Origin of the sequence: Janthinobacterium svalbardense, from assembly GCF_002327145.1 — a bacterium.
Classification (GTDB): Bacteria; Pseudomonadota; Gammaproteobacteria; order Burkholderiales; family Burkholderiaceae_D; genus Janthinobacterium; species Janthinobacterium tructae.
Genome location: NZ_CP023422.1, coordinates 5,531,171 through 5,555,223, shown reverse-complemented (window position 1 = coordinate 5,555,223; position 24,053 = coordinate 5,531,171). Strand labels below are relative to the sequence as shown.

Genomic DNA, 24,053 nt, shown 5'->3' with positions numbered 1-24,053 from the left:
CCCCTGATACCCCTATCCTCGCGTGTCCGTTTCCAAAACGGCCGCGCGAGGCGGGCATCAACAGCGCCGCCACGCCGCAGTCCCCCTTGGGCCTCTAGCTCATGCTTGGTTAGAGCAGCGGACTCATAATCCGTTGGTGCCGTGTTCGACTCACGGGAGGCCCACCAGAATTTGCAGCAATAGAATGAGCCCCGGCGGGTGACTGCCGGGGCTTTTTTCGTGCTGTCGTACAATCGCGGCATGGCGATTGATCAAGGATGAAACGAGATGACGGCTGAAGTGAAGATTGACGATATCGTCGTCGGTGATGGCAAGGCGGCGGCGCGTGGCGCGCTGATCACGGCGCATTACCGGGGCTGGCTGGAGGATGGCACGGAATTCGACTCGTCGCACAAGCGGGGCGAGCCTTTTCGCTGTGTGTTGAGCAATAACAAGGTCATCCAGGGCTGGATTTTGGGTTTGCACGGCATGCAGGCCGGTGGCAAGCGCAAGCTGTGGGTGCCGGCGCATCTGGCGTATGGCGAGCGGCAGGTGGGTTTGATACCGCCGCATTCCAATTTGATCTTCGAGATTGAGTTGCTGGAAGTGCTGACGCGCGATTGATGTTTGGATGGTGCAATCAGGCAGATACGACGCCGGCTTTTTTCAGCAGCAGTTGCTCGACATCGGCGCGCAGCGCCTGTTGCGTGGGAAAGTTGGCATAGCGCAAGGTCACATAGCCGGCTAGCCTGAGCATGGCGTCGCGCTCCTTGTCCTCGCGTTCGCGGCCGGCGTGGCTGCGGTCGTCGAGCTCGATCACGGCGATGACGTGCAGTTGCTGGCTGCACAGCACAAAATCGGCCACCTTGCGGTCGAAACGGTTTCTGTTTCCCCACCCTTTTGCCGTCACCAGCGCGGAAAATGCCACTTGCGCCAGCACCGTGCATTCCGGCAAGGCCGTCTGCAGCAGGTGGTACATTTGCCGCTCGCGTGCCGTCATGACGGGTTTGCTTTGCAGCCCCAGCGGCCTGCGCGACTTGCCAGTTTGGCGCTTGGCCAGCATGGCAAAGAACAGGATCAAGGCCGCGATGGCGAGCAGGACAATGAAGGGCGGCATGGGATGGCACCAGGATGGACGAGTCCTGATGGTACGCGAGTAGCGGCCTGTTTTCGTGCCGCTGCCAGCGTATTTCAGTTGGTGCGCTTGTGGAAGATCAAGCCTGCTTCAGCTTGACTTGCTTCAGGTTCAGCGCTGGCACGATGTCATGCAGGCTGGCCGCTTCACAAGTGGGGATGGCGGCCGAGGTATTGGCCATGCTGTCCGGGTTGAACCAGCAGCTGTCGATGCCGTAGCGGTTGGCGCCGAGGATGTCGGCGTCCAGGCGGTCGCCGATGATGATCGTTGTTTCCTTGCGGAATGCACGCGCCATGTTGACGGCGTATTCGAAGAAGCGCACGTCCGGCTTGGCGTGGCCGCATGCTTCGGAGGTGGCGACGAAGGAAATGTAGTCGCTCAGGCCGGAGGCAGCGATGCGGCGGTTCTGGATGGATTCGACGCCGTTGGTGATGATGCCCACTTCGCCGATGCGCGACAGCGTTTCACACACTTGCCTGGCGCCATCAATGAGCACGACCGTGTCCGGCAGGGATTCCAGATACAAACGGCTGGCCAGTTCCGGGTCGATGGCGATGCCGTTCAGCGCAAACGTCTTGCGGAAACGCTCCACCTTCAGGAAGTCCTTGCTCACGGTACCCATCTCGAAACGTTTCCACAGGTCGACATTGATCGCCTGGTACTGGGTGAACAGCGCGTCGATGCTGTCGCGCAAGCCCAGTTCGTGCATGGTGTGCAGGAACGAGCGTTTTTCGGACGCCCGGAAATCGAGCAGGGTATCGTCCAGGTCAAACAGGAATAGCTGGTAGGTCATGGTATGTATTGAAAGGAACTTGTCTTGCATCGTAGCACGTAGCGCTGAGTTCGGTTGGCGGTGCCCCGAGCGGACGATCCGCTACAATCGCTGCCAGACTCGTCACTTTCACTCCATTCCTGCCATGACCCAGCTCTCCGTCAACGTCAATAAAATCGCCCTGCTGCGCAATTCGCGCGGCCGTAATTTCCCGGATCTGCTCGCGTTTTCCGCGCGCTTTCTCGATCTGGGCGCCGCCGGCATCACCTTGCACCCGCGCCCGGACCAGCGCCATGCGCGCTACGATGATGTTGCCCCATTGCAGCGCCTGTGCGCGGAGCGGGGATGCGAGCTGAATGTGGAGGGCTATCCGGCGGCGGATTTTTTGGATGTGGTGAAAAAGGCCCCCCCCGCGCAATGCACGCTGGTGCCCGATATGCCGGGGCAATTGACGTCCGATCACGGCTGGGACATCGAACAGCATGCAGCGTTGTTGCGTCCCGCCATTGCGCAATTGAACGACCTGGGCATCCGCGTCAGCCTGTTTGTCGATGCCGATTATCCGACGCTGGAATGGGCGCGCGAGGTGGGGGCAGCGCGCGTTGAACTGTACACGGAACGGTTTGCCGAAAGCCATGGCAGCGAGCAAGGCGATGCCGTACTTGAGACGTATTTGCAGGCGGCGCTGCGGGCACAGGCGGTGGGCCTGGGCGTGAATGCCGGGCACGACCTCGATTTGCACAACCTGACGCGTTTCCTGGACATTCCCGGTATCCTGGAAGTGTCGATCGGCCATGCGCTGGTGGTCGAATGTCTTGAGCTGGGCATGGACAAGGTGCTGGGCCGCTACCTTGAAATATGTCAACCTTCGCATCCTTGAACGGCTACGGCAGCCTGCCGCTGTAAGCTGAGCGGGACTGGGCCTTCTTCGACGCCGATTTCGCTATCTCGGCAGAGACGCTAACTCAAGTGCAGGCGCTGACGCCCGATGTGGCGGCGCAACTGTGGACGCGGCATGTGTCGGTCCATGCCGATGAAATACACCCCATGCAGTTGCGCGAGGGACATCGCTTGCAGCCCACAGTATCGGGGCCGGACTGGCTGGCCGAGTTCGATGCCGTTTCCAGCGAGGATACGGCGCAGGCGGGTCGCGTGGCAAGGTTTCTCTCTTCCCATTTTCATGCTGCAGAAGCCGCACCCGTTTTTTTCATGACCAGCCGCACGCTTGCTTATGCGCTGACACCGGCCGCGCTTGCCGCATGCTGGCCTTGCTTGCTAGCCATTTCTGACGAGGGTCCCTTGCTGTACCAGCCTGCCACGGGCAACTTCGTCTATTTCTCGCCACAGGGAGTGCTGGCGGGTGGCGAGGATGGCTTAGTGCCAGATTCTTGAGTGACGTTTACATATCCACCCACCAGTTGAGCAAGGTTTCATCATCGTCGTCGTCGAGGTTGACGTAGATGTTGGCGAAATACCATTCCACGCCCGTCGCCGTGCGGAAGGCGTCGAAGGGGCCGTTGATGCTGTAGATGCCGTGGTGTCCCGGCACGCTGAAGGTGAGATTGCCCTTGTATTGGCCATCCATGGTGCCGCCCAGTTGCTCCTGCACGTCGCGCTCGAGCTGGTCGACTGCTTCTTGCGGCACGTCGTCGGCATAGATCTGGATGCAGAAGTTGCCGCCGCGCTTTAAGACTTCGGCGGGGGCGAGCGGGTCGACGATGCTCACGATGTCGCCGCGCGCCAGGTTCAGGGTCAGGCCGGGCGAGGCCAGCAGTTCGTAGACGTGTTCGTCGATCTGGCGCGCTGGCAGGGTTTCATACACGGGGCCGTCGCTGTTTTCGCCTGCCAGTACGCGGATGTGCGGCAAGCCTACACAATTGATGTCTTCCATTTATTCTTTCGTAATGCCGGCGCGCTGCGTTGCGGGTCGCGCCAGGTTTGGGGTTATGGCAATATTGTACCGGGACCGTGCCAGCTGGCGGGGTACGCAACGGTGCAAACGAGGAGACGCAATGGCGAATGCGGTGCAGGCAGGCGGTTGTTTATGTGGCGCCGTGCGCTTCGAAGTAACAGGCGAGGGCAGCGATCCGCACAGCTGTTCCTGCCGAAATTGCCAGCAGCACACCGGCGCCTCGACGGTGGCGTGGGTGGAGTTTGCGCGCGATCAAGTACGCTGGACGGGCACGGCCGGCGCACCGGCCACTTACCGCTCTTCCGAGTATTCCAGCCGGGCCTTTTGCGCCGCTTGCGGCAGTTCCATCGGCGCCATCGACGATGCGCCCACGGTGGCCTTGCTGGTGGGCAGTTTTGATGATCCTGGCCAAGCCGCGTTTGCGCCCGAATACCACTCGTTTGAAGATCGCAAGCCGCATTGGTGGTTGGTCGCCACTGCCGCTGCTGATGAGGGGCATCTGGTTTGCAGCAGAGTTAACGCCCGGGAATGAAAAAAGCACGCCGAAGCGTGCTCGCGCTGATTAATTAGCGCTGATTACTTAGTTGTGTGCGCTGATGCCGCTACGGAATTGTTCGAAACCGGCGCGCGCTGCCTTGTAGCAATTGCCGGCGGCCGCTTCCAGGCCTTCGCGGTCGAGCACTTCGACCGTGCCGCGGCGGTACTGGATCAAGCCTTCGTCTTGCAGCTTGCGCGCCGTGACGGTGACGCTTTCGCGGCGCACGCCCAGCATGTTGGCCATGGTGTCTTGCGTCACCTTCAGCTCGTTCGACAGCGAACGGTCGAGGCGGTCCAGCAGCCAGCGGCACAGTTTTTGTTCGATGCTGCAATGACGGCCGCCCACCACATTCTGTGCCATTTGCGCAAACATGGCGCTGGTGTAGCGCATCAGCAATTGCGCCAGCGCGCCGCCCTCATTGAACACTTCGCGCAGGAAGGCTGTTTTCAAGCGGTAGCCGTAGCCTGCCGTCTGCACGATGGCGGTGCAGGTGGCGCGCTCGGCTTCGTACAGCACCACGCCAGCGACGCCTTCGCGGCCGATGACGGCGATCTCGGTGGTGGCGCCGTCTTCCATCACATACAGCAGGGAAACGATGGCGTTGGTAGGGAAATACGTGTATTCAATCTTGCCGCCGCAATCGAACAGGTGCTTGCCGGCAGGCAGAGCCACCAGTTCCAACTGGCAAAACAGGCGCTCCAGATCGGCGCGCGACAAGGCGCGCAGCAATTCGTTCTGTTGCGCGCCCGTGATGCTGATCATGGGCGTTGTTGGCGCGGCTTGCCAGTTGTGCTGGGCGGCGGCGTGGCTATTCGTTGCTGGGGTCAGGTTGCTATAAGCTTTGTACATGGTAGCCTCGTCTTCTGATTTTGTTGGATGGCGCTGCTTTTCTGGCTTGCTAGCGTTGTGCTGAATCTTGTATCCACTATAGGACCAGGGGACGCGGGTGGGCATCGGATGAGCCGACGCGCTTATGTAGGCTAGGAACATTGCCTCGTGTCATCCAACTCCTACGCCTGCTTCTGCCTTTTTCTCTATGGAAACAACGGTGCCTGGGCAAAATGCGACACGCTGCCCGCTACACGCGAACTTTGACTGCACGCAGCGGTCAAACCACTCTGCGTGGTAGCACAACGGTGATAAAATGTTGCCTTGCGGAAATTCGGTGCGCGTTTCGATAGAAGTTGCTGCGCTTGCTCTTCAACCCTGGTCACTTCCGCTTCATCCTGCCCTCATTGCCCTCATTGCCCGCGCCGTGCATATGCCGGTGCGCGCACCTTTCTTGTCCCGTTTACCCGTTTAATGAAGGAAAGCAACGCATGAAATGGTTTTTTGATTTGAAAATTGCCACCAAGCTGATCTTGTCGTTTGGCGCCGTGCTGTTGTTGACGGCGGCGCTGGGTGTGTCGGCGATCTTTTCCATGGCGCGTATCAATACCGCGTCGACGGACCTGTCCGCCAACTGGATGCCCAGCGTGCTGGCAGCGATGTCCATGCGCAGCGATGTCAGCGATTTCCGCCGCTGGGAACTGGCGCACATGCTGGCCGCGCAGGATGCCGACATGGCGCAGAACGAAACGCGCATGACGGAAACGCAGACCAAGCTGAAGGCCGATGGGGACAATTACCGTCGCCTGATTTCCGAACCGGGCGAGCAAGAAGTCTTCGAGCGCTTCCTGGCGCTCAACGATGAATTCATGCGCCTGCACGCAACCATGCTGAGCCTGTCACGCGAGATGAAGAAGGAAGAGGCGCGCGCGCTGGCCGTGGGACCGTCGGCCAAGGTCATGGCGGACATGATGGTGGAACTGGATAAACTGGTGTCGATTAACACAGACGGCGGCGTGCGCTCGAGTGCCAGCGCCGATGCGACGTATGCGGCCTCGCGCGCCAGCCTGATCGGCTTGCTGGTGGGCATCGTCGTTATCGGCATGCTGCTGGCGCTGTGGGTGGCGCGCAGCGTGGCGCGTCCGCTGATCGCGGCCGTTGGCGTGGCGCGCCAGGTGGCGGCCGGCGACTTGACGGCGCATATCGTTGTGCAATCGCAAGACGAAACGGGGCAATTGATGCAGGCCCTGAAAGACATGAATGCCAGCCTGCAGAACCTGGTGGGCCAGGTGCGCAGTGGCACCGATACCATCGCCACGGCGTCGAGCCAGATTGCCGCCGGCAACCAGGATTTGTCGTCGCGCACGGAGGAGCAGGCCAGTTCGCTGGAAGAAACGGCTTCCTCGATGGAAGAGCTGACCTCGACCGTCAAACAGAATGCGGACAATGCGCGCCAGGCCAACACCATGGCGCTGACCTCGTCGAGCATCGCCATCGAGGGCGGCAAGGTCGTCAGCGAAGTGGTGGGCACGATGGCGTCGATCAATGCTTCGTCACGCAAGATTGTCGACATCATCGCCGTCATCGACGGCATTGCTTTCCAGACCAATATCCTGGCCCTGAATGCCGCCGTCGAGGCAGCGCGTGCGGGCGAGCAGGGGCGCGGCTTTGCCGTCGTGGCCACCGAAGTGCGCAACCTGGCGCAGCGCTCGGCTGCGGCGGCCAAGGATATCAAGGTTCTGATCGGTGATTCGGTCGAGAAAGTCGAGGCGGGATCGAAACTGGTGGACCAGGCGGGCCGCACGATGGATGACATCGTTGCCAGCATCACCCGCGTGACGGACATCATGAGCGAGATCACTGCCGCCAGCAGCGAGCAGAGCGCCGGTATCGAGCAGGTCAACCAGGCCATCGCCCAGATGGACAAGGTGACGCAGCAAAATGCGGCCCTGGTGGAAGAGGCGGCGGCAGCGGCTGAATCGATGCAGGAGCAGGCCGCCAGCCTGAGCGAAGTGGTCAGCATCTTCAAACTCGATGTTGCCAGCGCCGCCGTGAGCCGGCCGCGCGCGCCAGTCAAGGTGCCGGCAGCTGTCGCGCCCGCACCGGTGTCGCGTCAACTGGCCAGCACGGCGCGTCGCACGGCACCAGTGGATGAGTGGGAAAGCTTCTAGTCAAGCGCGCTTGCGCGGTTTCTTGATCCCCTGGGTGGCGGGCGCGGCAGCGGCTTGCTGGCGCTGTTGCCATGCCCTCAGGGCATCTTCGTAGGCGGCCAGGTCTTCCTGGTACATTTCCAGCACGCAAAAGGTGCAACCGCTGTGGCAGCACTCGTCATTGCCCGGCTTGCTGGGCGCTTGCGGTTGCGGATCGTGGGGTAAGGGCGGGGTGGGCATGGTGAGGGCAGGCGACGGCGGAGCTGGCATCGAAGTTGGCATCATACGGCATCCCGACGTGCCGTTGCTGGAACGCTTTTTGCTCAAAAATCACGGTTTCCGTGTACAGTTGCGGTGAATTAGGGTATCGTTTACAGCACTGATATTGTATCTTCTGCGCGCGATGTTCCGCCGGCGCGATCTCCGCCGCCATCGCAGCACATCTCTTCGACGCTCCCGCATACGCCATACAGCATGTCCCGGAGCACGGAGGTGCCGCAAGAACAATGATCCATGGCTTGCAAGACGGAGCTGCCTGTGCCCCGAAATGTTGTTTATTGAGAAAGCATGGCTTCCGCAGTGCGGAGGCACACCAGAAAATTTATGTCTGAAACCGAATCGACTCCTACGCCCAGCCCGGCGATTGCCCCTGAAGCGGCGCCCGCCGCTGCACCTGCACCTGCAGCATCCGCTGCTCCCACCCTGACTTTCGCCGACTTTGGCCTCGCGCCTGAAATCCAGCGCGCACTGACCGATCAAGGCTACACCCGTCCGACACCGATCCAGGAGCAAGCCATTCCCGTGGTGCTGCAAGGGCGCGATGTGATGGGCGCCGCGCAAACGGGCACAGGCAAGACGGCCGGTTTTTCCTTGCCGATCATCCAGTTGCTGCTGGCGCATGCCAGCAGCAGCATGTCGCCGGCGCGCCATCCGGTGCGCGCGCTGATCCTGACGCCGACCCGCGAACTGGCGGTGCAGGTGGCGGAAAACGTCAAGGCCTACGCCAAGCACACGCCGCTGCGTTCGACGGTCGTTTTCGGCGGCATGGACATGAAGCCGCAAACGGTCATCCTGCGCGGCGGCGTGGAAATTGTCATCGCCACGCCGGGCCGCTTGCTCGACCATATCGAGCAAAAGAACATCAGCCTGAGCCAGGTGCAGATGCTGGTCATGGATGAAGCCGACCGCATGCTGGACATGGGTTTCTTGCCGGACTTGCAGCGCATCATCAACTTGCTGCCGAAGCAACGCCAGAATCTGATGTTCTCGGCCACGTTCTCGCCAGAAATCAAGAAGCTGGCTGCCACCTTCCTCAACGATCCGCTGACGATCGAAGTGGCGCGCAGCAACCAGACGGCCGACAAGGTCACGCAAGTGGTCTACAAGGTGACGGAAGATCAGAAACACGCCGTGGTGGCCCATTTGCTGCGCCAGCGCGACCTGAAGCAGGTCATCATATTCTCGAATACCAAGATTGGCGCTTCGCGCCTGGCCCGCGTGCTGGAGCAGGAAGGCATGAGCGCCACGGCGATTCACGGCGACAAGAGCCAGCAGGAACGCATGGCGGCGCTGGAATCGTTCAAGAAGGGCGAGATCGACGTGCTGGTCGCCACCGATGTGGCGGCGCGCGGCCTCGACATTTCCGACCTGCCCTGCGTGATCAACTTCGACTTGCCGTACAACGCGGAAGACTATGTGCACCGCATCGGCCGTACGGGCCGCGCCGGCGCCTCGGGCGACGCCATTTCGATCTATTCGGATAAAGACGAGCGCTTGCTGGTCGATATCGAGAAACTCATCAAGCAAAGCATCAAGCGCGGCGAATTGACGGGCTTCAATCCGGCTCCTGCCCGCAGCAGCGACAGCGAACGCCGTCCGCCGCGCCGCACCGAAGGTAGCGAGGCGCGTCCCGCGCGCGCACCCGAGAGCCGCCATGCTGGCGACAGCAGCCGCGACAGCCGCTCTGCCGAGCGCAGCAGTACGCGTCCTGCCTTTGGTCCCGGCGCCCGCCGCGAAAAGGCCGATCCCTGGTTCCTGAAGCCGTACGAACCTGCCAAGGCCGCCGCTCCCGCTGCCGCCAGCATGGCGCCTGCCGCGGCCAAGCCGAAGCAGAAGGTGGCAGCGTTGTTGGGTGGGCTAGTCAAACATTAAACGTGGATGGCATGGAGTTAGACACGTACCAATGTTTTGCGAAGGAATGATAAACAGCCAGGCTTGTACCTGGCTGTTTTTTTGCTGGCGAGGAAGCGGCATGTACCGGCGGCCTACGCAGTGCCCCGGTATGAGCGTGGCACTGTCTGCATTTGTCGCGAATGTCTTACTTGAGCAGACTGAGGTTGTTTTCGCGCCACCAGTTGCGGCCAATAACAAATATCAGCGATAAGAGCAGGCCGAAAAGTGCCGCCTTGCCGACAACTTGAGAGAGTCGGTCGGCACGATTTTCTGGCAGGCTTGGACCGGCAATGAAACGGCTCTTTTCGAGGTAAATATTCAGCGCATTTTGATTGTCGATCGTGATCGAGTTGTAAACTTGCTTGATAACCTCATCATCCATATTTTTGTTCTTGAATACTTCGATTTTCAGTGGTTCCAGTCCCCGCAGCACTTCTTCTCCCGAGCTGGTACTGTTGATCAGGTCTTTTGCCTTTTTGTAGTATTCGAGGAGCAAGGTATTTTTACTTTGTTCCGTTTTCGCCTGCAGAATGGCTTCGGTGGCCTCTGAGATTTCCACTTCGCTGGTCATCAATTGCGTGACTGGCGAAAGATAGCGGGCATTGTCGTCATTGATCGTGACGATCTGGCGTGATGCCTGACTGGCTGGCTCTGGGTAACGATTGACGATCTGTTTCAGGTCACTACCCTTGCGCTTGAATTTTTCCAGTCCTTCCTTTTCCTTGATGATGTCGTTATCGAGCTTGGTGATTTTTGTGGTGATTTCAGTTTGTTTGAAACGCAAATTATCTGAATAAATCAGGTAAATGATCGTATCGATCGCATAGCGTCCCATCAGCGCGACCATGCGCTGGGCTCCCTCAGGAGTATCGTTGACTGCGCTGATCCGCAGGCCGATGACATTGTTATTTCCGTCTTTTACCTCGCCGGCTAATTCTTTGGCATCAAGTTTGGTAAACGGAAAAACAGGTTCGATCATTTGGCTGATGCCTTCTCGCGCAGAGAATGCGCGGCGCATTTTTTCGAAATCTTTCGCATCGAGTGTCTTGTTCTTTTCCGAAAATTCGACAAAGCGTCCGCTCGTATTGAACGCGGCAGCATAGCGTTTATAGTTCGCCAGGCTGATGCCAGGATTCGGTTCAGGATCTTTTATGTTCTTTTGTACGGTAACGGGGATTGGACCGCCGAATTGAAAGAATCCCTCGCTGCGATACTTCGGGAATGCATACACAGTGGCAGCGCCAATGGCCGCGCTTAAAATGGTGACGCCAAGAATGACACGGCGGGAATGCCATAGAGAAGTCAGGAAATCATTGAAATTAATGCTTTCGTCTGCAGGATTATTCCCTTTTTCCCTTAATTGCGAAGATTGGTCCATGAAATTTTCTTTAATAAAAAGCGTTTGAGATGAGCGAGGTGGCGCAGAGGCCCAATGCTGCTGGAAAATATTTATTCAGAGACATAGCTGACTTGCGGGCCTTCCCCGCCGGAGCCAACAATGGTAGCCAGACGACTGCGCTGTGCGGCCCTGGTATGGCAATGAGGGCGCCGTATGCGCTTGCTATCCACGGATACCGCAAGCGCACATTATAAATGTCGCTGGCAACGACAGGAGGCCAAATTGTGAGGATTTGTCAGGCCGCCGGGTGAGCTCGGCGGCGCAGTGCGCCATGTCCCGCTGATGGGGCCTATTTTTTCTTGCGCAAACGCTGCCTTAGAATCATCCATTGCGGCGATTTAAAACGCACGATTTGAGTATACAGCCACACATAGGTGACGATAAACAGCAGTGAAAAGGCGACGAGTACCCATTGATAGTGCCAGAAAAGCGTAGCAGGGATGACTGCAGTCAGTGACAGTAGCCACAGATATGGAGCGGTCAGCGAGTTGCGGCGCGTCAATGCATGGGCGTCGCGCTTGCCTATCGTCCAGCGCACCAGGCGCTTGAATACTAGCATGTGCAGGTGGATACCATCAGGTAATCCCGGAGAGACGCCGCGAATGAATTTTCGGCGGTAGATGGAAAAGATGGTCTCAAAGACGGGATAAATCATCAGCAGGACCGCATACCAGGCAGAAACATCTTTGTTGCGCACAACCAGCAATACCGCCAGTTCGCCGAGCATGAAGCCGATGAAATACGCTCCCCCATCGCCCAGGAATATCAGCCCGTTCGGATAGTTCCATACAAAGAAGCCGGCAATCGCACCAATCAGTATCAAGCAGGCTGCCATAACATGAAAGTCCCCGACCAGAAATGCCACATAAGCCATGGAAAGGAGCATGAAAATCGACACGACACTTGCCAGGCCATTAAAGCCATCGATGATATTGATGGCATTCGCGATGCCTGACACCGCAAGCACGGTCAACGGCAATGCAATCCAGGCATATTTGAGCCAGGCATCCACCAGGGGAATATCGATACGGACGATCTTCGCATCCATCACATAATAACCAATGACGACGGAGATCATGGTCAGCAGCAAACGGCGGAATGCACTGACTTGCTTGGTGAAGTCTTCAACAATGCCGCAGCCAAATGCCAGGCTAGCGCACAGAACCAATAGAAACACCCATGCGCCCACCTCTGGTGTTCTCCAGAAAGTGACCGCAGTGCCGGTGAATGTCGCCGCATAAATTGCCAGTCCGCCGATACGGGGCACGGGTCTGGCATGAATTTTTTGCACACTGGCCAGGTCATGATCCAGCATGTTCTTCATGTTTCTGGATAGCTTGATAATAAAGAGTGTTGCAAAGAATGCGGTGATGAAGCTGACTACAACTGAAAGCATAATATCCAATTAAAAAATGACTAAGAACCCCGACTGGGAGCGCCTATTGAAGAAACTTGCTGCGTACCGTGGTTCGCGGTGCGATACTTGCTTTTTGTTCCATTACGCTGTTTTTACCGTAACTTCTTTGCATGTTACGGTTTTGTCAGGCGTTATAAATTTTATGGAGCAGGGTAATCCATCAATGAGTCTGGTTGCCGTACTTGTCACGCGGCGCGGTTTGCGGCTGTGGCGGCGCTGACTCAAGGCCGGCAAGACCTGCGCTGTGCGAGAGCTATCTAACGTAGCATCGGTTTGCCTCGCTCTCCATCGCTTCCAAGGCCTGCATGATCCACCTCGGTCCGAGCGTTGAGCCTGCCTACTGCATGGCGTCGACTGCTTGTCCGGGCGCGTGCGGCAGATTGATCTGTTCCTGGGCGTCGCCGAACGGCAGTCACGCCAGGCTTGCTATCCAAAGTTCGGGATTCGCAAAACACCATTTCCCAGTCATGCCTGATCATAGCCGATTCTGCGGCTGAGCAAAAGAACTGTAAAACAGATAGTGGGTAATTTATTTTATTTCTTCATTTTTGAAAATATTTAATTGGATACATTTGTTACCGGACGTAACTAAGCTTTTATTTTATTTAAAAATGTTGTAAATTTCGTAAAATTTTTTTGAATTATCAGATGGTAGGTTTTTTTTGATGCGAAAAAATCAACTATTTGAATTAGTTAAATATATATTTTACTCTATGCGAAGTCTCCTGCTGCGGATGATTCCGCAGTACATCGGACTGAACGTGCTTTTGACGGGTAAGTATATTTTCTTTTTGGAATTATTGCTTTGGAAGTAGCGTTTTCTTCGGCCATGTGTGCGCAAGTATTTGCCCCAACTCCATGTGACTGCGTAAAATATGGGGCAGTCCCGAGAGGGCGTGATGAGTATTGAAAATATTGCAGTCGTCAGGGTCTAAGGTGCAGGTAACTCCAGCAGATTTTATGATGCGTCAGTATTTTGCTTGAAAAAGCACTTCCATGTATTAAAATTGTTGCATTTTTTTGACGTATGAGGTATTGAAATGATTGTAGTGACCGGCGGTGCTGGCTTTATAGGATCAAATTTCGTAAATGACTGGCTTGCCTCCAGCGACGAGCCGATTCTTAATCTGGATAAGCTAACTTATGCAGGAAATTTGAATAACTTGAAGGCGGTGAGCGAGGATGCCCGGCACATGTTTGTGCAAGGCGATATTTGTGATCGTGCTCAGCTCGATGCGTTGTTTTTTGACAACAAGCCGCGTGCGATTGTTCATTTCGCTGCCGAAAGCCATGTGGATCGGTCTATTCTCGGCCCTGGTGAGTTTGTCAATACAAATATTAACGGCACATTCAGTTTGCTCGAGGCCGCCCGCACGTATTGGTCTGGCCTGCCTGACGAGGAGCGGGCCGCTTTCCGCTTCCTGCACGTATCAACCGATGAGGTGTACGGTACGCTGGGGCCAGATGATGCGCCTTTCAGCGAAACGACCCCGTATGCGCCCAACAGCCCCTATTCCGCCTCCAAGGCCGCTTCGGATCATCTCGTCCGCGCCTATCATCATACGTATGGCTTGCCGACGCTGACGACAAATTGTTCGAATAATTATGGGCCGTATCACTTCCCCGAGAAGTTGGTTCCGTTGATTATCGCCAACGCGCGGGCTGGCAAACCGCTGCCCATTTATGGCGATGGACAACAGGTTCGCGACTGGCTGTATGTCAGTGACCATTGTGCCGCCATTCGCCGCGTACTTGAGGATGGGCGTTTGGGCGAGACCTACAACATTGGCGGATGGAATGAGAAAGCTAACCTGGATGTCGTGTATACCCTGTGCGACATACTCGACGAGCTGTCGCCGAAGGCGTCTGGCGGATCGTACCGGGAGCAGATCACGTATGTGGCGGATCGTCCAGGTCATGACCGTCGCTATGCCATTGATGCCCGTAAAATCGAGCGGGAGTTGGACTGGCGGCCTGCGGAAACCTTCGAGAGTGGCATCAAAAAAACGGTGCAGTGGTATCTGGCTAACCAGGAATGGGTGGCCGATGTGCAATCGGGCGCCTATCTGAACTGGATGGAAAAGAATTACGCGGCGCGCAAGGAGGCGCCATGAGCGCGCCAGTGCTGGCGCGCAAAGGCATCATCCTTGCCGGCGGTTCTGGCACCCGCCTGTACCCAGTGACGATGGCCGTGTCCAAACAGTTATTGCCTGTCTATGACAAGCCGATGATTTATTATCCGCTGACCACTTTGATGTTGACGGGCATTAAAGAAATATTGATCATTTCGACGCCGCAGGATACGCCGCGCTTCCAAGAGCTGCTGGGAGATGGCAGTCAATGGGGCATCAGCTTGAGCTATGCGGTGCAGCCCACGCCTGATGGCCTGGCGCAGGCATTCATCATCGGCCGCGACTTCATCGGCGATGCGCCTTCGGCACTCATACTGGGCGATAATATTTACTATGGCCATGATTTCGAGGCGCAACTGTGCGCCGCGAGCAACCGTCATGAAGGTGCCACGGTGTTTGCCTACCATGTACATGATCCGGAGCGTTACGGCGTAGTGGAATTTGATGCGCAGCGCCGGGCGATCAGCATCGTGGAAAAGCCCACAGCACCGAAGTCTTCCTATGCGGTAACCGGCTTATATTTTTATGACAAGCAGATTTGTGATATCGCTGCTGAGATCAAGCCGTCGGAGCGGGGCGAACTGGAAATTACCGATGTCAATCGGGTCTATCTGGAACGCGCCCAGCTCAATGTCGAGCGCATGGGACGTGGCATGGCCTGGCTCGATACCGGTACGCATGAATCCCTGCTGGAAGCGGGACAATTCATTGCCACCATCGAAAATCGCCAAGGTTTGAAAGTGGCTTGTCCTGAAGAAATCGCGTATCGCAAAGGGTATATCAATGCGGAGCAGTTGCTTCAGCTTGCCCAGCCCTTGAAGAAAAATGCATATGGGCAGTATCTCTTGCGTTTATTGAATGAAAAGATCTTCTGATTATGCAAATCCATGCGACTGCAATACCCGATGTACTGATTATTGAACCCAAGGTGTTTGGCGACGACCGGGGATTCTTCTTCGAGAGTTACAATGCCGCGCAGTTTGAAAAGCTGGCGGGAATTGCGCCCGACTTTGTGCAAGACAATCATTCCAGATCCGCAAAAAACGTACTGCGCGGTTTGCATTATCAAATCCGCCAGCCGCAAGGTAAACTGGTTCGCGTGACTGCGGGCAGCGTCTACGATGTTGCCGTTGACCTGCGCAAGAACTCGCCCACTTTCGGTCAGTCTGTTGGCGTAGTCTTGTCTGCGGAGAACAAGCGGCAGTTGTGGATACCGACTGGCTTTGCACATGGCTTCATGGTGACCAGCGACAACGCGGAATTTCTCTACAAGACGACAGATTACTGGGCGCCTGAATTTGAGCGCTGTATTTTATGGAACGATCCTGCACTGAACATCGTTTGGCCACTCCATGAGGGAGAAGCTCCTCTCTTGTCCGCCAAGGATCAACTTGGCAAGTTGTTGGCTGATGCCGAGGTATTTGAGTGAAGATTTTGCTTACGGGAAATACAGGCCAGTTGGGTTATGAGCTTGAGCGCAGCTTGCAGGGGCTCGGCGAGATCGTGGCCTTGGGGCGCGGCGAACTTGATTTGTCGAATCTTGACCAGATACGCGATGTCATTCGCACGGTAGAACCTGGGTTGATCGTCAATCCTGCCGCATATACGGCAGTCGACAAGGCGGAAACCGAGGTTGAACTGGCCATGCGCATCAATGCGGAAGCTCCGGCCGTCATGGCGCAGGAGGCGAAGACGCTTGGGGCTGCAATGATTCATTACTCGACCGATTATGTCTTTGACGGCACTAAAGGCAGCCCGTACGTGGAAGATGACCCGACCTGTCCGATCAATGTGTACGGCCGCAGCAAGCTTGCTGGTGAGCAAGCTATCCAGGCGGCTGGCATCCCCCATCTGATTTTCCGCACGAGTTGGGTCTATGGCATGCGTGGAAAGAATTTTCTGCTGACCGTGCTGCGCCTTGCCCAGGAACGCGATGAATTGCGTATTGTTGGCGACCAGCATGGATCGCCAACATGGTGCCGTTCCATTGCCGATACGACAGCGCATATTCTCGCGCAAACACAGGCGAGTGGCGATCTGCAGTCCTGGTGGCAACGGCATTCCGGCGTTTATCATCTGACGGCACAGGGGCAAACAACGTGGGCCGGTTTCACACAGGCAATCCTGGACAATGCCGCATTGGCCAAGTCGCCGGTTGTCACGGCAATCACGACCGATGCGTACCCATTGCCTGCGCCCCGCCCAGCGTACTCTGTCTTGTCTTGCGAGCGCCTGAAGCAGGCATTTTGTGATTTGCCTGCATGGGACGATGCACTAAGATTGTGCATGCATTGATGCCCACAGAGCCGTCCCTGCGAGTGACGGCTATTGGGGGGGATACGAAGTGAAGTGGTATTTTTGATAATCGCGATTGCAAGGCCTTTAATGACTGAAAAAAAACATATCCATTCCCACGCCATTGTCGAGCCAGGAGCTTCGATTGGCGCCGCGACCAATGTGTGGGCGTTTGCGCATGTCTTGGGTGGTGCGCGCATTGGTGCCGAGTGCAATATCTGCGATCATGTGTTCATTGAAAATGACGTGGTGCTGGGCGATCGGGTCACCGTCAAATGTGGCGTGCAATTATGGGATGGGATCACCATTGGCGACGATGTCTTCATCGGTCCGAACGCGACCTTTGCCAATGACAAATTCCCCAGAAGCAAACAGTATCTGGCGCAAGTCGCGCGGACAAGCATACGCCGCGGCGCCTCTATCGGCGCCGGCGCTGTCATCCTGCCTGGTATCATCATTGCCGAAAATGCGATGGTGGGTGCCGGTGCGGTCGTGACCAAGAACGTCCCGGCTCATGCCATCGTCGTCGGCAACCCGGCGCGCGTGGTCGGCTATACGAACGCCAGTCCGAGTACAGAGCATGGGCCACTGCTTGGCACCGCCGCTTCGTCGGAATTTACCAAGGACGGAGCGCTTTCGAATGTCAATGGCGTGCGTCTGTACAAGTTCCCCTTGATTAAGGACATTCGTGGCTCCTTGTCTGTGGGTGAATTCCAGAAGGAAATCCCCTTTGATGCAGCACGCTATTTCCTCGTATTTGACGTTCCCAGCAAGGAGCTGCGCGGCGAACATGCACACCATGCATGCCATCAATTCCTGATCTGCGTTCATGGTTCTTGCGCTGTCGTAGCGGATGATGGCAATGTGCGCCAGGAATATATGCTGGACGCTCCCAACCTGGGTATTTATTTGCCGCCGCTCACCTGGGGTGTGCAATACAAATACTCTCCAGACGCCGTGTTACTGGTTTTTGCATCCCATGTGTATGATGCGGACGACTATATTCGCGATTACAGCGATTTCCTTCGCATTACCGCATCCTTATCCGGTGCGGATCCGGTATCTTCACCGATTGAGCAGAAAAAATAATTATGGCTATCCCTTTCCTTGATTTAAAAGCAATTAATCTTGAGCATGCAGCAGCACTTGAAAGCGCGTTTCACCGTGTGCTGCATTCCGGCTGGTATGTGCTGGGCAAAGAAGTCGAGGCTTTCGAGCAAGAGTTTGCTCGTTATTGCCAAGCGGACCACACGGTTGGCGTGGCCAATGGACTTGATGCCATCTTTCTGATCCTCAAGGCCTATGGCATCGGACCTGGCGACGAGGTGATTGTTCCCAGCAATACCTATGTGGCCACCTGGCTGGCGGCGACGCATTGTGGCGCAGTGCCTGTGCCCGTCGAGCCGGACGCACGTACCTACAACATCGATCCGACGAAAATTGAAGCTGCCATCACCGCGAATACCAAGGCCATCATTGCCGTCCACCTGTACGGACAGCCTGCCGACATGGATGCCATCAATGCCATTGCGCAGAAGCATGGCTTGAAAGTGATCGAGGACGCGGCCCAGGCGCATGGCGCTTTGTACAAGGGCCGCCGTGTCGGTAGCCTGGGCGATGCCGCGGCGTTCAGTTTTTATCCCGGGAAAAATCTCGGCGCGCTGGGCGATGCGGGTGCGGTGACGACAAATGATGCCGTCCTCGCGGACAATCTGCGCGTGTATCGTAACTACGGCTCGCGTATCAAATACCATAATGAAGTGGCGGGCTTCAATTCGCGTCTTGACGAGTTGCAGGCGGCATTGCTGCGCGTCAAATTGCCAGATCTTGACGCTTCGAACAGCAGGCGTGGCGAGATTTCCCGCATTTACAATGACAAATTGAAGGATGTCCCTGGCATCGTCTTGCCCCATGTGCCTGAGTGGTGCGACCCTGTCTGGCATTTGTATGTCATTTGCACGCCAGGACGGGGTGCCCTGCAAGCGGCATTGGGCGATAAGTCCATCGGCACCATGATCCATTACCCGATACCGCCGCATCTGCAGCCCGCCTATGTTGAGCTGGGTTACAAGACGGGCGATTTTCCCATCGCGGAACAGGTGCACCAGCAGATTATCAGCTTGCCCATGGGGCCAACCATGTCGGAATCGGACGTTGAGCAAGTCGTCGATGCCGTGCTCAGCAGTCTGATATGATCCGATAGTGAAGAAATTACTGACGGTCACTTTGTTCAGTGGCTTGCTGACGTTGCTGCGCATGGCCAGCGGTTTTGTCATTGCCAAGGTTGTTGCGGTGTACACAGGACCGAGCGGCATCGCCATGCTCGGGCAAGTTCAAAGCCTCATCACCGCTCTCAACGGCGTGGTGGCGGCGCCTGCGGGCAACGGTGTCGTGCGCTATACGGCCCAGCACCATGAAGCTGGCCCGCAGGCATGCGCACCGTGGTGGAAGGCGGCGCTGAACTGGATCTGCTTGTTGATGGCAGTTATGATTCCTGTGATTTGCCTGTGCGCGCAACCGTTGGCCATCCTGGTGTTCGGCGAGGCGCGCTATTTCTGGCTGGTTATCATGGTGGCCCTGGCTTTGCCATTTTCTGCTGCGAATATCTTGATCGCGTCGATTCTCAACGGCCAGCAGCAATATCGTCGTTACGTGGGCTTGGGCATTGTTTCCGTGCTGATTGCCACGGTGATCATGGTTGTGCTCGTGGTGCGCGAGAACCTGAATGGCGCCCTGATCGCGGCAGTGCTATTCTCCGGCATCTCCGGCCTTGTCATGTTGCTTGGTGTAATACGGCAGCCATGGTGCCGCCTGCGCTTCTGGTGGGGCAGGGCCAGCAAGGCTGAGTTGCGCGGTATTGGCGCCTATGTGGTAATGGCGGTGACAACGGCATTGACCATGCCCATGGCCTTGCTCGTGGTACGTAACATTCTGGTCAGTAAAACGGGATGGGAGCAGGCCGGCCAATGGCAGGCGGTGTGGAAGATCTCCGAAGTGTATCTTGGGGTGATCACAATGGCGCTGAGCACGTATTTCTTGCCCAAACTGGTCTCACTGACCGGGAGTGATGCGATCTTGAAAGAGATCCGCAGCACCGCAAAGATCGTCATGCCGATCGTGGCTCTGCTTGCCGTGGGCGTCTATGTGTTGCGCGATGTCGCGCTCACCTTGTTGTTTACCGAAGCATTCCGTGCTGCGCGTGATCTTTTCGCCATGCAGCTTGTCGGCGACGTGCTAAAAATACTGTCTTTTCTGTATGCCTATCCGATGGTATCCAGAGGCGCCACATGCTGGTTCATGGCTGCCGAAGTGATTTTTGCCCTGCTGTTTATCGTATTGTCCTATTTTTGATTGGCCAATATGGCGCGCATGGTGCAAACGCGGCCTATGCGGTCAGCTATTTTTGTTACCTGATATTTGCCTGGGCAAACGTCCGGAATTTTTCCCGCTGAGAGGCAGTGCGCCGCTCGCTTGAAAGCGGACAGTTGCGAAGACCGCGCCGCTTGGGCGCAATGCCAGGCAATGCATTTCCATTCGATCGTATATATACCCTGAGAAAGTTACATGAAGATTCTGATTCCCATTTTGATTTTTGCCCGTTCAGGCGGTAGCAGGGTATTGTCCGAGCTGGCGAATGAATGGGTCAAATCAGGAAACGACGTGGCCTTCTTGTGTCCTGACAGTAGCGACGCTCCCTACTTTCCCACTATTGCCCGGATCCTGTGGGTGAATGACAAAGGACAGATTGCGGCCGAGCGCAATCCACTGGCCAAGCCCAGTGGCCGCTATCATTTGCAATCGCTGTATGCGGGCCTGAAGGCCGTGGGGGCCGAGTACGAGCTGATTCTGGCCAATCAGTCGCTGACAGCATGGCCCGTGGCCCTGGCATCGTGCGGCAACGCCAGGAAGGCCTACTACGTGCAGGCGTATGAGGCGGAATACTATGTCAACATGAAGACGGCCAAGGACCTGGTCCTGGCAGCGATTTCCGCCCTGTCATACCAGTTGCCGCTCAAGAGAATCGTGAATGCGCCGGTATATTTCCGTTATAAAAATCTGCGGGCCAGCGATTTTGTTCCACCTGGAATGGATCTTGACATCTTTAAACCATTGGCAGTGCCCCGCGATATCGATAGCAACGAGACCATCATCATCGGCTGCATTGGGCGCCATGAACCTGAAAAAGGCACCATCTACGTGTTGCAGGCGTTTGAGCAACTGGCGAAACTCGATCCGCGTTTCCGCTTGCGCGTAGCGTATGGAAATTTGCCGCAAGGATGGCAGCACGAAAAATGTGAAGTCGTCGTGCCCAAAAGCGATGCCGAACTGGCCGATTATTACCGCAGCGTCGATATTCTTGTTTCTCCTGGTACGGTTCAGCATGGCGCACCCCATTATCCCGTGCTGGAGGCACTGGCAACGGGTGCGGCCGTGGTGACAACCGGCTATATGGGCGCGACGGAAGATACTGCCTGGCTTGTGAAAAACAAGGATGTGCAAACTATTGTTGAGCGCATACAGGAATTGGTCCGGGATGGAGCCGCGCGCCGGGCGAAGATCGCTGCGGGATTGCTGACTGCACAGGCATTTTCGTGGAAAACCGTATCGGCCAAGATGATGGCGATCTTCGTGCGTACCCTGTTTGGTGACAACGCGAAAAAATGAAGCCGATACGTTTGACGGACACATCGCAAACCCGCCTGCTGTTGGGACTTGCTTTTTTGCTGGTATGCATCGCCGGTTTTCGGCAAGTGGGATTTGACCGTGACTCCCTGCAATATCTGGAGAGCTATCAGCAATTTTCAGGGCTGTTGGGCGCCGACTTCAAAACGCGGGAGCCGACGTTCTGGCTGATCACGGCGATAGCCAAGATGTTGCCCGGCGATGGATTCCGCTGGGTCCTGTTGGCGTATGCTGCTTTGGGAATGGCGATCAACGTCAAGGCCATCCAGAAAATCTCGCCATATCCCATCATGGCGCTGATTTGCTTTGTCTTTTTGTACTTCCCATTGCACACCATGACACAAATTCGGGCCAGCATCGCTTGTGGCCTGTTGTTGCTGGCAATCCCCGATATTGCGGATCGCCGCCTCAAGGATTTTCTCATCAAGGTGGGGATGGCAACCTTGTTCCATTACTCGGCGATTATTCTGGTTCCCCTTTACCTGATCCGTTTGAACAGGCTCGACTTCAAGCTGTATGCGATTCTGCCGCTGGCAACGCTCGCATTTTCACTGGTGAATGGCTTGCTGTTGCAGGCAATGGCTTTTCTCGCGCTGGCGTTGCCGGAAGTGCTGGGTTACAAGATTTCGATCTATCTGACATTGTTGGAGAGCGAGGAAAAGGCGCCCATTAACCTTTTCAGCCTGTACTATCTGAGCGTGATTTTTGTTTATTATTTATGCATATTTAACATACATAAATTCAGTTCGAAATATGAAGTGCTTTGCATAAAAATACTCGGCTGGTCGCTGGGGATTTATTATGCGATGTCTTTCCTGCCGGTGGTCGCCGTGCGTATCTCTGAAATGCTGGGAGTGGTGATTGTCATTGTCATCCCGGCGCTGGTGCACAAGATCAGGGGACGCAACGAAGTGTTGTTGATCGCGTATGCATGGCTTTTTGTCATATTTTTCAATAATGTCATCTTGCATGAATTATTCAATTTTTAGGAAAATCGATGGTTTATGATATTGATGCCGTTTTCGTAACGTACAGGCCGGATTTTTCTGTTTTTGAACAGGCATTGAATAGTATAAAAAACCAGGTCCGCACGATTTATATTGTAGATAATTCAGCCAGTGCTGAAGTGGCCAATAAATTGCGGGCGCTGGAAGCGAACGTGCCGAACACGCGGCTGTTGCTGTTGGAGAGTAATGTCGGCATTGCCAAGGCGCAGAACATGGGCATGGTCAAGGCCATGGCGCAGGGCGCCCACCTGTCCTTGCTGAGCGACCAGGACACCATCTATCCGCATGACTATGTGGCAAACATGCTCGAGAACTACCGCAGTCTTGGCGATGCTGGCCGCTTGGCGGCGATTGCCCCAGATTTTCAGGAGGAAAACAAGGCCAGCGGCGAGGGAGAAGGTTTTTTCGAACTTCAGGGGGTCAACTCGGTCAAGGTGACGTCCAGCCAATCCCTGGTCGAGGTTGCACAAGTGATTGCCTCGGGGATGATCATCAATAATGCGGCCCTGGCCCACGTGGGCATGATGGACGAGGCGCTGTTTATCGATTGGGTCGATTTCGAGTGGTGCTGGCGCGCGCGCGCCCATGGCTATCGTATCGTCGGCTGCCGCAACGTGGTTATCCGCCATACCCTGGGTGATGGCGCCGTGAAGGTGGGCGCGAAAACGTATTCGCTGCACACGCCGCAGCGCAATTATTATATTGTCAGGAATGGCATTGCCATTGCATTGGGCAAGAAATATCTGGGAGCGGGTGTGCGCCTGGGTATTTTCCTCAAATCGTTACGCTATATGGTGGCGTTCAGTCTGTTTGGCGATCAGCATCTGAAAAACATTGTGTATTGTTGCCGCGGCTTTGTGCATGGTGTCATTGGCCGCCTGGGACCGCTTGAAAACTAGAATAAGATGATAGCCGTATGCCTAAAATAAGCGTTTGCATGGCCGTATATAACGGCGAAAAATATATTCTGGAGCAAATTGAATCGATACTCGGACAACTGTCCGTTGACGACGAGTTGATCGTGTCGGATGACGGGTCGACGGACCTGACGCTGGAGAAGATCCGGACATGTGGCGATGCACGCATCCGTATCATCGCCAATGAGCTCGACAAGGGGTATAGCGGCAATTTTGAAAATGCCATCCGGCACGCGACAGGCGAGGTGATTTTCCTGTCCGACCAGGATGATGTCTGGCTCGCCGACCGGGTGCAGAAAATGTTGGCCGCCCTGGAGCGTTGCGACATGGTGGTGTGTAATGCGCAGTTCACGGACCATGTCCTGACGCCACTGGACACGACCTTGTTTTCCCTGCGTGGCGGCGGCCAGGGGTTCTGGAAAAACCTGCTTAAATCACGCTATCTGGGCGCTTGCATGGCCTTCAAGCGCAGCATTCTGCGCAAGGCGCTGCCCTTTCCCGGCAATCGCAAGCTGTGCCCGCACGACTTGTGGCTGACCTTGGTCGCCGAGCTTTATTATCGGGTAGAACTTATCGCGGAGCCGCTGATCCTGTATCGCCGTCACGGTGCCAACGTTTCGAGTGGCGGTAGTGCCAGCACTAATAGTTTTCTTAAAAAAATGCAGTTCCGGGCCTATTGCCTGTTGAAAGTGCTCGGCAGGGCATAACACCAACCAT

23 protein-coding genes, 1 tRNA gene and 1 pseudogene are annotated in these 24,053 nt (G+C 56.1%); 18 read left to right on the top strand and 7 right to left on the bottom strand.

The annotated features are described in order from the left end of the window. The first annotated feature begins 88 nt into the window (after positions 1-88). Both CNX70_RS24730 and CNX70_RS24725 read left to right on the top strand, forming a co-directional pair. A tRNA-Ile gene (locus CNX70_RS24730) sits at positions 89-167 on the top strand. Positions 168-267: 100 nt separating this feature from the next. Further along, positions 268-603: an FKBP-type peptidyl-prolyl cis-trans isomerase gene (locus tag CNX70_RS24725; RefSeq protein WP_096237711.1), complete on the top strand. Its 336-nt coding sequence runs from the start codon at positions 268-270 to the stop codon at positions 601-603. A gap of 16 nt (positions 604-619) precedes the next feature. On the opposite strand, the gene CNX70_RS24720 is transcribed toward CNX70_RS24725, so the two are convergent. Both CNX70_RS24720 and CNX70_RS24715 read right to left on the bottom strand, forming a co-directional pair. Next, complete coding sequence (locus CNX70_RS24720) at positions 620-1,096, bottom strand: DUF2726 domain-containing protein (RefSeq protein WP_096237710.1); 477 nt, start codon at positions 1,094-1,096, stop codon at positions 620-622. Between the two features lie 97 nt (positions 1,097-1,193). Next, positions 1,194-1,907, bottom strand: a complete 714-nt coding sequence (locus tag CNX70_RS24715) for a YjjG family noncanonical pyrimidine nucleotidase (RefSeq protein ID WP_096237709.1) — start codon at positions 1,905-1,907, stop codon at positions 1,194-1,196. 124 nt (positions 1,908-2,031) lie between these two features. Between CNX70_RS24715 and CNX70_RS24710 the strand changes: the two genes are divergently transcribed. Together CNX70_RS24710 and CNX70_RS24705 are read left to right on the top strand one after the other, a co-directional pair. After that, positions 2,032-2,766 (top strand): pyridoxine 5'-phosphate synthase, encoded by a 735-nt coding sequence (locus tag CNX70_RS24710; protein ID WP_096237708.1) that lies wholly within the window; start codon positions 2,032-2,034, stop codon positions 2,764-2,766. A 44-nt stretch (positions 2,767-2,810) separates the two neighbouring features. Further along, positions 2,811-3,278 (top strand): annotated as a pseudogene (locus tag CNX70_RS24705) (DUF2947 family protein); the annotation flags it as partial. 7 nt (positions 3,279-3,285) lie between these two features. On the opposite strand, the gene CNX70_RS24700 reads toward CNX70_RS24705, so the two are convergent. Further along, positions 3,286-3,777 (bottom strand): DUF4265 domain-containing protein, encoded by a 492-nt coding sequence (locus CNX70_RS24700; protein ID WP_096237706.1) that lies wholly within the window; start codon positions 3,775-3,777, stop codon positions 3,286-3,288. Between the two features lie 121 nt (positions 3,778-3,898). On the opposite strand from CNX70_RS24700, the gene CNX70_RS24695 reads away from it, so the two are divergent. Beyond that, complete coding sequence (locus tag CNX70_RS24695; protein ID WP_096237705.1) at positions 3,899-4,330, top strand: GFA family protein; 432 nt, start codon at positions 3,899-3,901, stop codon at positions 4,328-4,330. 48 nt (positions 4,331-4,378) lie between these two features. Here the strand turns inward: CNX70_RS24695 and CNX70_RS24690 are convergent, their stop codons facing one another. After that, complete coding sequence (locus tag CNX70_RS24690; protein ID WP_035828139.1) at positions 4,379-5,098, bottom strand: Crp/Fnr family transcriptional regulator; 720 nt, start codon at positions 5,096-5,098, stop codon at positions 4,379-4,381. 557 nt (positions 5,099-5,655) lie between these two features. Between CNX70_RS24690 and CNX70_RS24685 the strand changes: the two genes are divergently transcribed. Beyond that, positions 5,656-7,335 (top strand): methyl-accepting chemotaxis protein, encoded by a 1,680-nt coding sequence (locus CNX70_RS24685; RefSeq protein ID WP_096237704.1) that lies wholly within the window; start codon positions 5,656-5,658, stop codon positions 7,333-7,335. Here CNX70_RS24685 and CNX70_RS24680 read toward each other — a convergent pair whose 3' ends face one another. After that, positions 7,336-7,599 (bottom strand): oxidoreductase-like domain-containing protein, encoded by a 264-nt coding sequence (locus CNX70_RS24680; RefSeq protein WP_244198948.1) that lies wholly within the window; start codon positions 7,597-7,599, stop codon positions 7,336-7,338. A 318-nt stretch (positions 7,600-7,917) separates the two neighbouring features. On the opposite strand from CNX70_RS24680, the gene CNX70_RS24675 reads away from it, so the two are divergent. Continuing rightward, positions 7,918-9,465, top strand: coding sequence for a DEAD/DEAH box helicase (locus CNX70_RS24675; protein ID WP_096237702.1), 1,548 nt, complete (start codon positions 7,918-7,920; stop codon positions 9,463-9,465). 166 nt (positions 9,466-9,631) lie between these two features. Here the strand turns inward: CNX70_RS24675 and CNX70_RS24670 are convergent, their stop codons facing one another. Beyond that, complete coding sequence (locus CNX70_RS24670; RefSeq protein WP_157751268.1) at positions 9,632-10,864, bottom strand: GumC domain-containing protein; 1,233 nt, start codon at positions 10,862-10,864, stop codon at positions 9,632-9,634. Positions 10,865-11,174: 310 nt separating this feature from the next. Further along, positions 11,175-12,281: an MraY family glycosyltransferase gene (locus CNX70_RS24660; protein ID WP_096237699.1), complete on the bottom strand. Its 1,107-nt coding sequence runs from the start codon at positions 12,279-12,281 to the stop codon at positions 11,175-11,177. A 1,061-nt stretch (positions 12,282-13,342) separates the two neighbouring features. Between CNX70_RS24660 and rfbB the strand changes: the two genes are divergently transcribed. The 11 genes from rfbB (at position 13,343) to CNX70_RS24605 (ending at position 24,043) form a co-directional block, all read left to right on the top strand. After that, positions 13,343-14,416, top strand: a complete 1,074-nt coding sequence (gene rfbB / locus CNX70_RS24655; RefSeq protein ID WP_096237698.1) for a dTDP-glucose 4,6-dehydratase — start codon at positions 13,343-13,345, stop codon at positions 14,414-14,416. Continuing rightward, the gene (gene rfbA / locus CNX70_RS24650) at positions 14,413-15,309 is read left to right on the top strand and encodes a glucose-1-phosphate thymidylyltransferase RfbA (protein ID WP_096237697.1); all 897 of its coding nucleotides are present in this window, start codon (positions 14,413-14,415) and stop codon (positions 15,307-15,309) included. Before rfbB ends, rfbA begins: the two co-directional genes overlap by 4 nt. 2 nt (positions 15,310-15,311) lie before the next feature. Next, positions 15,312-15,863 carry a dTDP-4-dehydrorhamnose 3,5-epimerase gene (rfbC, locus tag CNX70_RS24645; RefSeq protein ID WP_096237696.1) on the top strand — a complete coding sequence of 184 codons (552 nt, stop codon included), beginning with the start codon at positions 15,312-15,314 and terminating at the stop codon, positions 15,861-15,863. Continuing rightward, a complete protein-coding gene (gene rfbD, locus CNX70_RS24640) occupies positions 15,860-16,729 on the top strand; it encodes a dTDP-4-dehydrorhamnose reductase (protein WP_096237695.1) in 870 nt (289 codons plus the stop codon). The genes rfbC and rfbD overlap by 4 nt, the downstream gene beginning before the upstream one ends. 90 nt (positions 16,730-16,819) lie before the next feature. Beyond that, entirely contained in the window at positions 16,820-17,818 is a 999-nt protein-coding gene (locus CNX70_RS24635) for a WxcM-like domain-containing protein (protein ID WP_096237694.1), read from the top strand. Between the two features lie 2 nt (positions 17,819-17,820). Continuing rightward, positions 17,821-18,924 (top strand): DegT/DnrJ/EryC1/StrS family aminotransferase, encoded by a 1,104-nt coding sequence (locus tag CNX70_RS24630; RefSeq protein WP_096237693.1) that lies wholly within the window; start codon positions 17,821-17,823, stop codon positions 18,922-18,924. Positions 18,925-18,931: 7 nt separating this feature from the next. Beyond that, positions 18,932-20,080: an O-antigen translocase gene (locus CNX70_RS24625; protein ID WP_279629331.1), complete on the top strand. Its 1,149-nt coding sequence runs from the start codon at positions 18,932-18,934 to the stop codon at positions 20,078-20,080. Positions 20,081-20,293: 213 nt separating this feature from the next. After that, positions 20,294-21,394 carry a glycosyltransferase family 4 protein gene (locus tag CNX70_RS24620; protein ID WP_096237692.1) on the top strand — a complete coding sequence of 367 codons (1,101 nt, stop codon included), beginning with the start codon at positions 20,294-20,296 and terminating at the stop codon, positions 21,392-21,394. Continuing rightward, positions 21,391-22,401: an EpsG family protein gene (locus CNX70_RS24615; RefSeq protein WP_096237691.1), complete on the top strand. Its 1,011-nt coding sequence runs from the start codon at positions 21,391-21,393 to the stop codon at positions 22,399-22,401. The genes CNX70_RS24620 and CNX70_RS24615 overlap by 4 nt, the downstream gene beginning before the upstream one ends. A gap of 8 nt (positions 22,402-22,409) precedes the next feature. Continuing rightward, entirely contained in the window at positions 22,410-23,318 is a 909-nt protein-coding gene (locus tag CNX70_RS24610) for a glycosyltransferase family 2 protein (RefSeq protein ID WP_096237690.1), read from the top strand. A gap of 17 nt (positions 23,319-23,335) precedes the next feature. Further along, a complete protein-coding gene (locus CNX70_RS24605; protein ID WP_096237689.1) occupies positions 23,336-24,043 on the top strand; it encodes a glycosyltransferase family 2 protein in 708 nt (235 codons plus the stop codon). Positions 24,044-24,053: the final 10 nt, after the last annotated feature.

What these genes read in the sequence shown, in the direction of transcription:
- CNX70_RS24725 (WP_096237711.1), top strand. Translation starts at nt 268, where the DNA reads ATGACGGCTGAAGTGAAGATTGACGATATCGTCGTCGGTGATGGCAAG.
- CNX70_RS24720 (WP_096237710.1), bottom strand. Translation starts at nt 1,096, where the DNA reads ATGCCGCCCTTCATTGTCCTGCTCGCCATCGCGGCCTTGATCCTGTTC.
- CNX70_RS24715 (WP_096237709.1), bottom strand. Translation starts at nt 1,907, where the DNA reads ATGACCTACCAGCTATTCCTGTTTGACCTGGACGATACCCTGCTCGAT.
- CNX70_RS24710 (WP_096237708.1), top strand. Translation starts at nt 2,032, where the DNA reads ATGACCCAGCTCTCCGTCAACGTCAATAAAATCGCCCTGCTGCGCAAT.
- CNX70_RS24700 (WP_096237706.1), bottom strand. Translation starts at nt 3,777, where the DNA reads ATGGAAGACATCAATTGTGTAGGCTTGCCGCACATCCGCGTACTGGCA.
- CNX70_RS24695 (WP_096237705.1), top strand. Translation starts at nt 3,899, where the DNA reads ATGGCGAATGCGGTGCAGGCAGGCGGTTGTTTATGTGGCGCCGTGCGC.
- CNX70_RS24690 (WP_035828139.1), bottom strand. Translation starts at nt 5,098, where the DNA reads ATGATCAGCATCACGGGCGCGCAACAGAACGAATTGCTGCGCGCCTTG.
- CNX70_RS24685 (WP_096237704.1), top strand. Translation starts at nt 5,656, where the DNA reads ATGAAATGGTTTTTTGATTTGAAAATTGCCACCAAGCTGATCTTGTCG.
- CNX70_RS24680 (WP_244198948.1), bottom strand. Translation starts at nt 7,599, where the DNA reads ATGATGCCAACTTCGATGCCAGCTCCGCCGTCGCCTGCCCTCACCATG.
- CNX70_RS24675 (WP_096237702.1), top strand. Translation starts at nt 7,918, where the DNA reads ATGTCTGAAACCGAATCGACTCCTACGCCCAGCCCGGCGATTGCCCCT.
- CNX70_RS24670 (WP_157751268.1), bottom strand. Translation starts at nt 10,864, where the DNA reads ATGGACCAATCTTCGCAATTAAGGGAAAAAGGGAATAATCCTGCAGAC.
- CNX70_RS24660 (WP_096237699.1), bottom strand. Translation starts at nt 12,281, where the DNA reads ATGCTTTCAGTTGTAGTCAGCTTCATCACCGCATTCTTTGCAACACTC.
- rfbB (WP_096237698.1), top strand. Translation starts at nt 13,343, where the DNA reads ATGATTGTAGTGACCGGCGGTGCTGGCTTTATAGGATCAAATTTCGTA.
- rfbA (WP_096237697.1), top strand. Translation starts at nt 14,413, where the DNA reads ATGAGCGCGCCAGTGCTGGCGCGCAAAGGCATCATCCTTGCCGGCGGT.
- rfbC (WP_096237696.1), top strand. Translation starts at nt 15,312, where the DNA reads ATGCAAATCCATGCGACTGCAATACCCGATGTACTGATTATTGAACCC.
- CNX70_RS24635 (WP_096237694.1), top strand. Translation starts at nt 16,820, where the DNA reads ATGACTGAAAAAAAACATATCCATTCCCACGCCATTGTCGAGCCAGGA.
- CNX70_RS24630 (WP_096237693.1), top strand. Translation starts at nt 17,821, where the DNA reads ATGGCTATCCCTTTCCTTGATTTAAAAGCAATTAATCTTGAGCATGCA.
- CNX70_RS24620 (WP_096237692.1), top strand. Translation starts at nt 20,294, where the DNA reads ATGAAGATTCTGATTCCCATTTTGATTTTTGCCCGTTCAGGCGGTAGC.
- CNX70_RS24615 (WP_096237691.1), top strand. Translation starts at nt 21,391, where the DNA reads ATGAAGCCGATACGTTTGACGGACACATCGCAAACCCGCCTGCTGTTG.
- CNX70_RS24610 (WP_096237690.1), top strand. Translation starts at nt 22,410, where the DNA reads ATGGTTTATGATATTGATGCCGTTTTCGTAACGTACAGGCCGGATTTT.
- CNX70_RS24605 (WP_096237689.1), top strand. Translation starts at nt 23,336, where the DNA reads ATGCCTAAAATAAGCGTTTGCATGGCCGTATATAACGGCGAAAAATAT.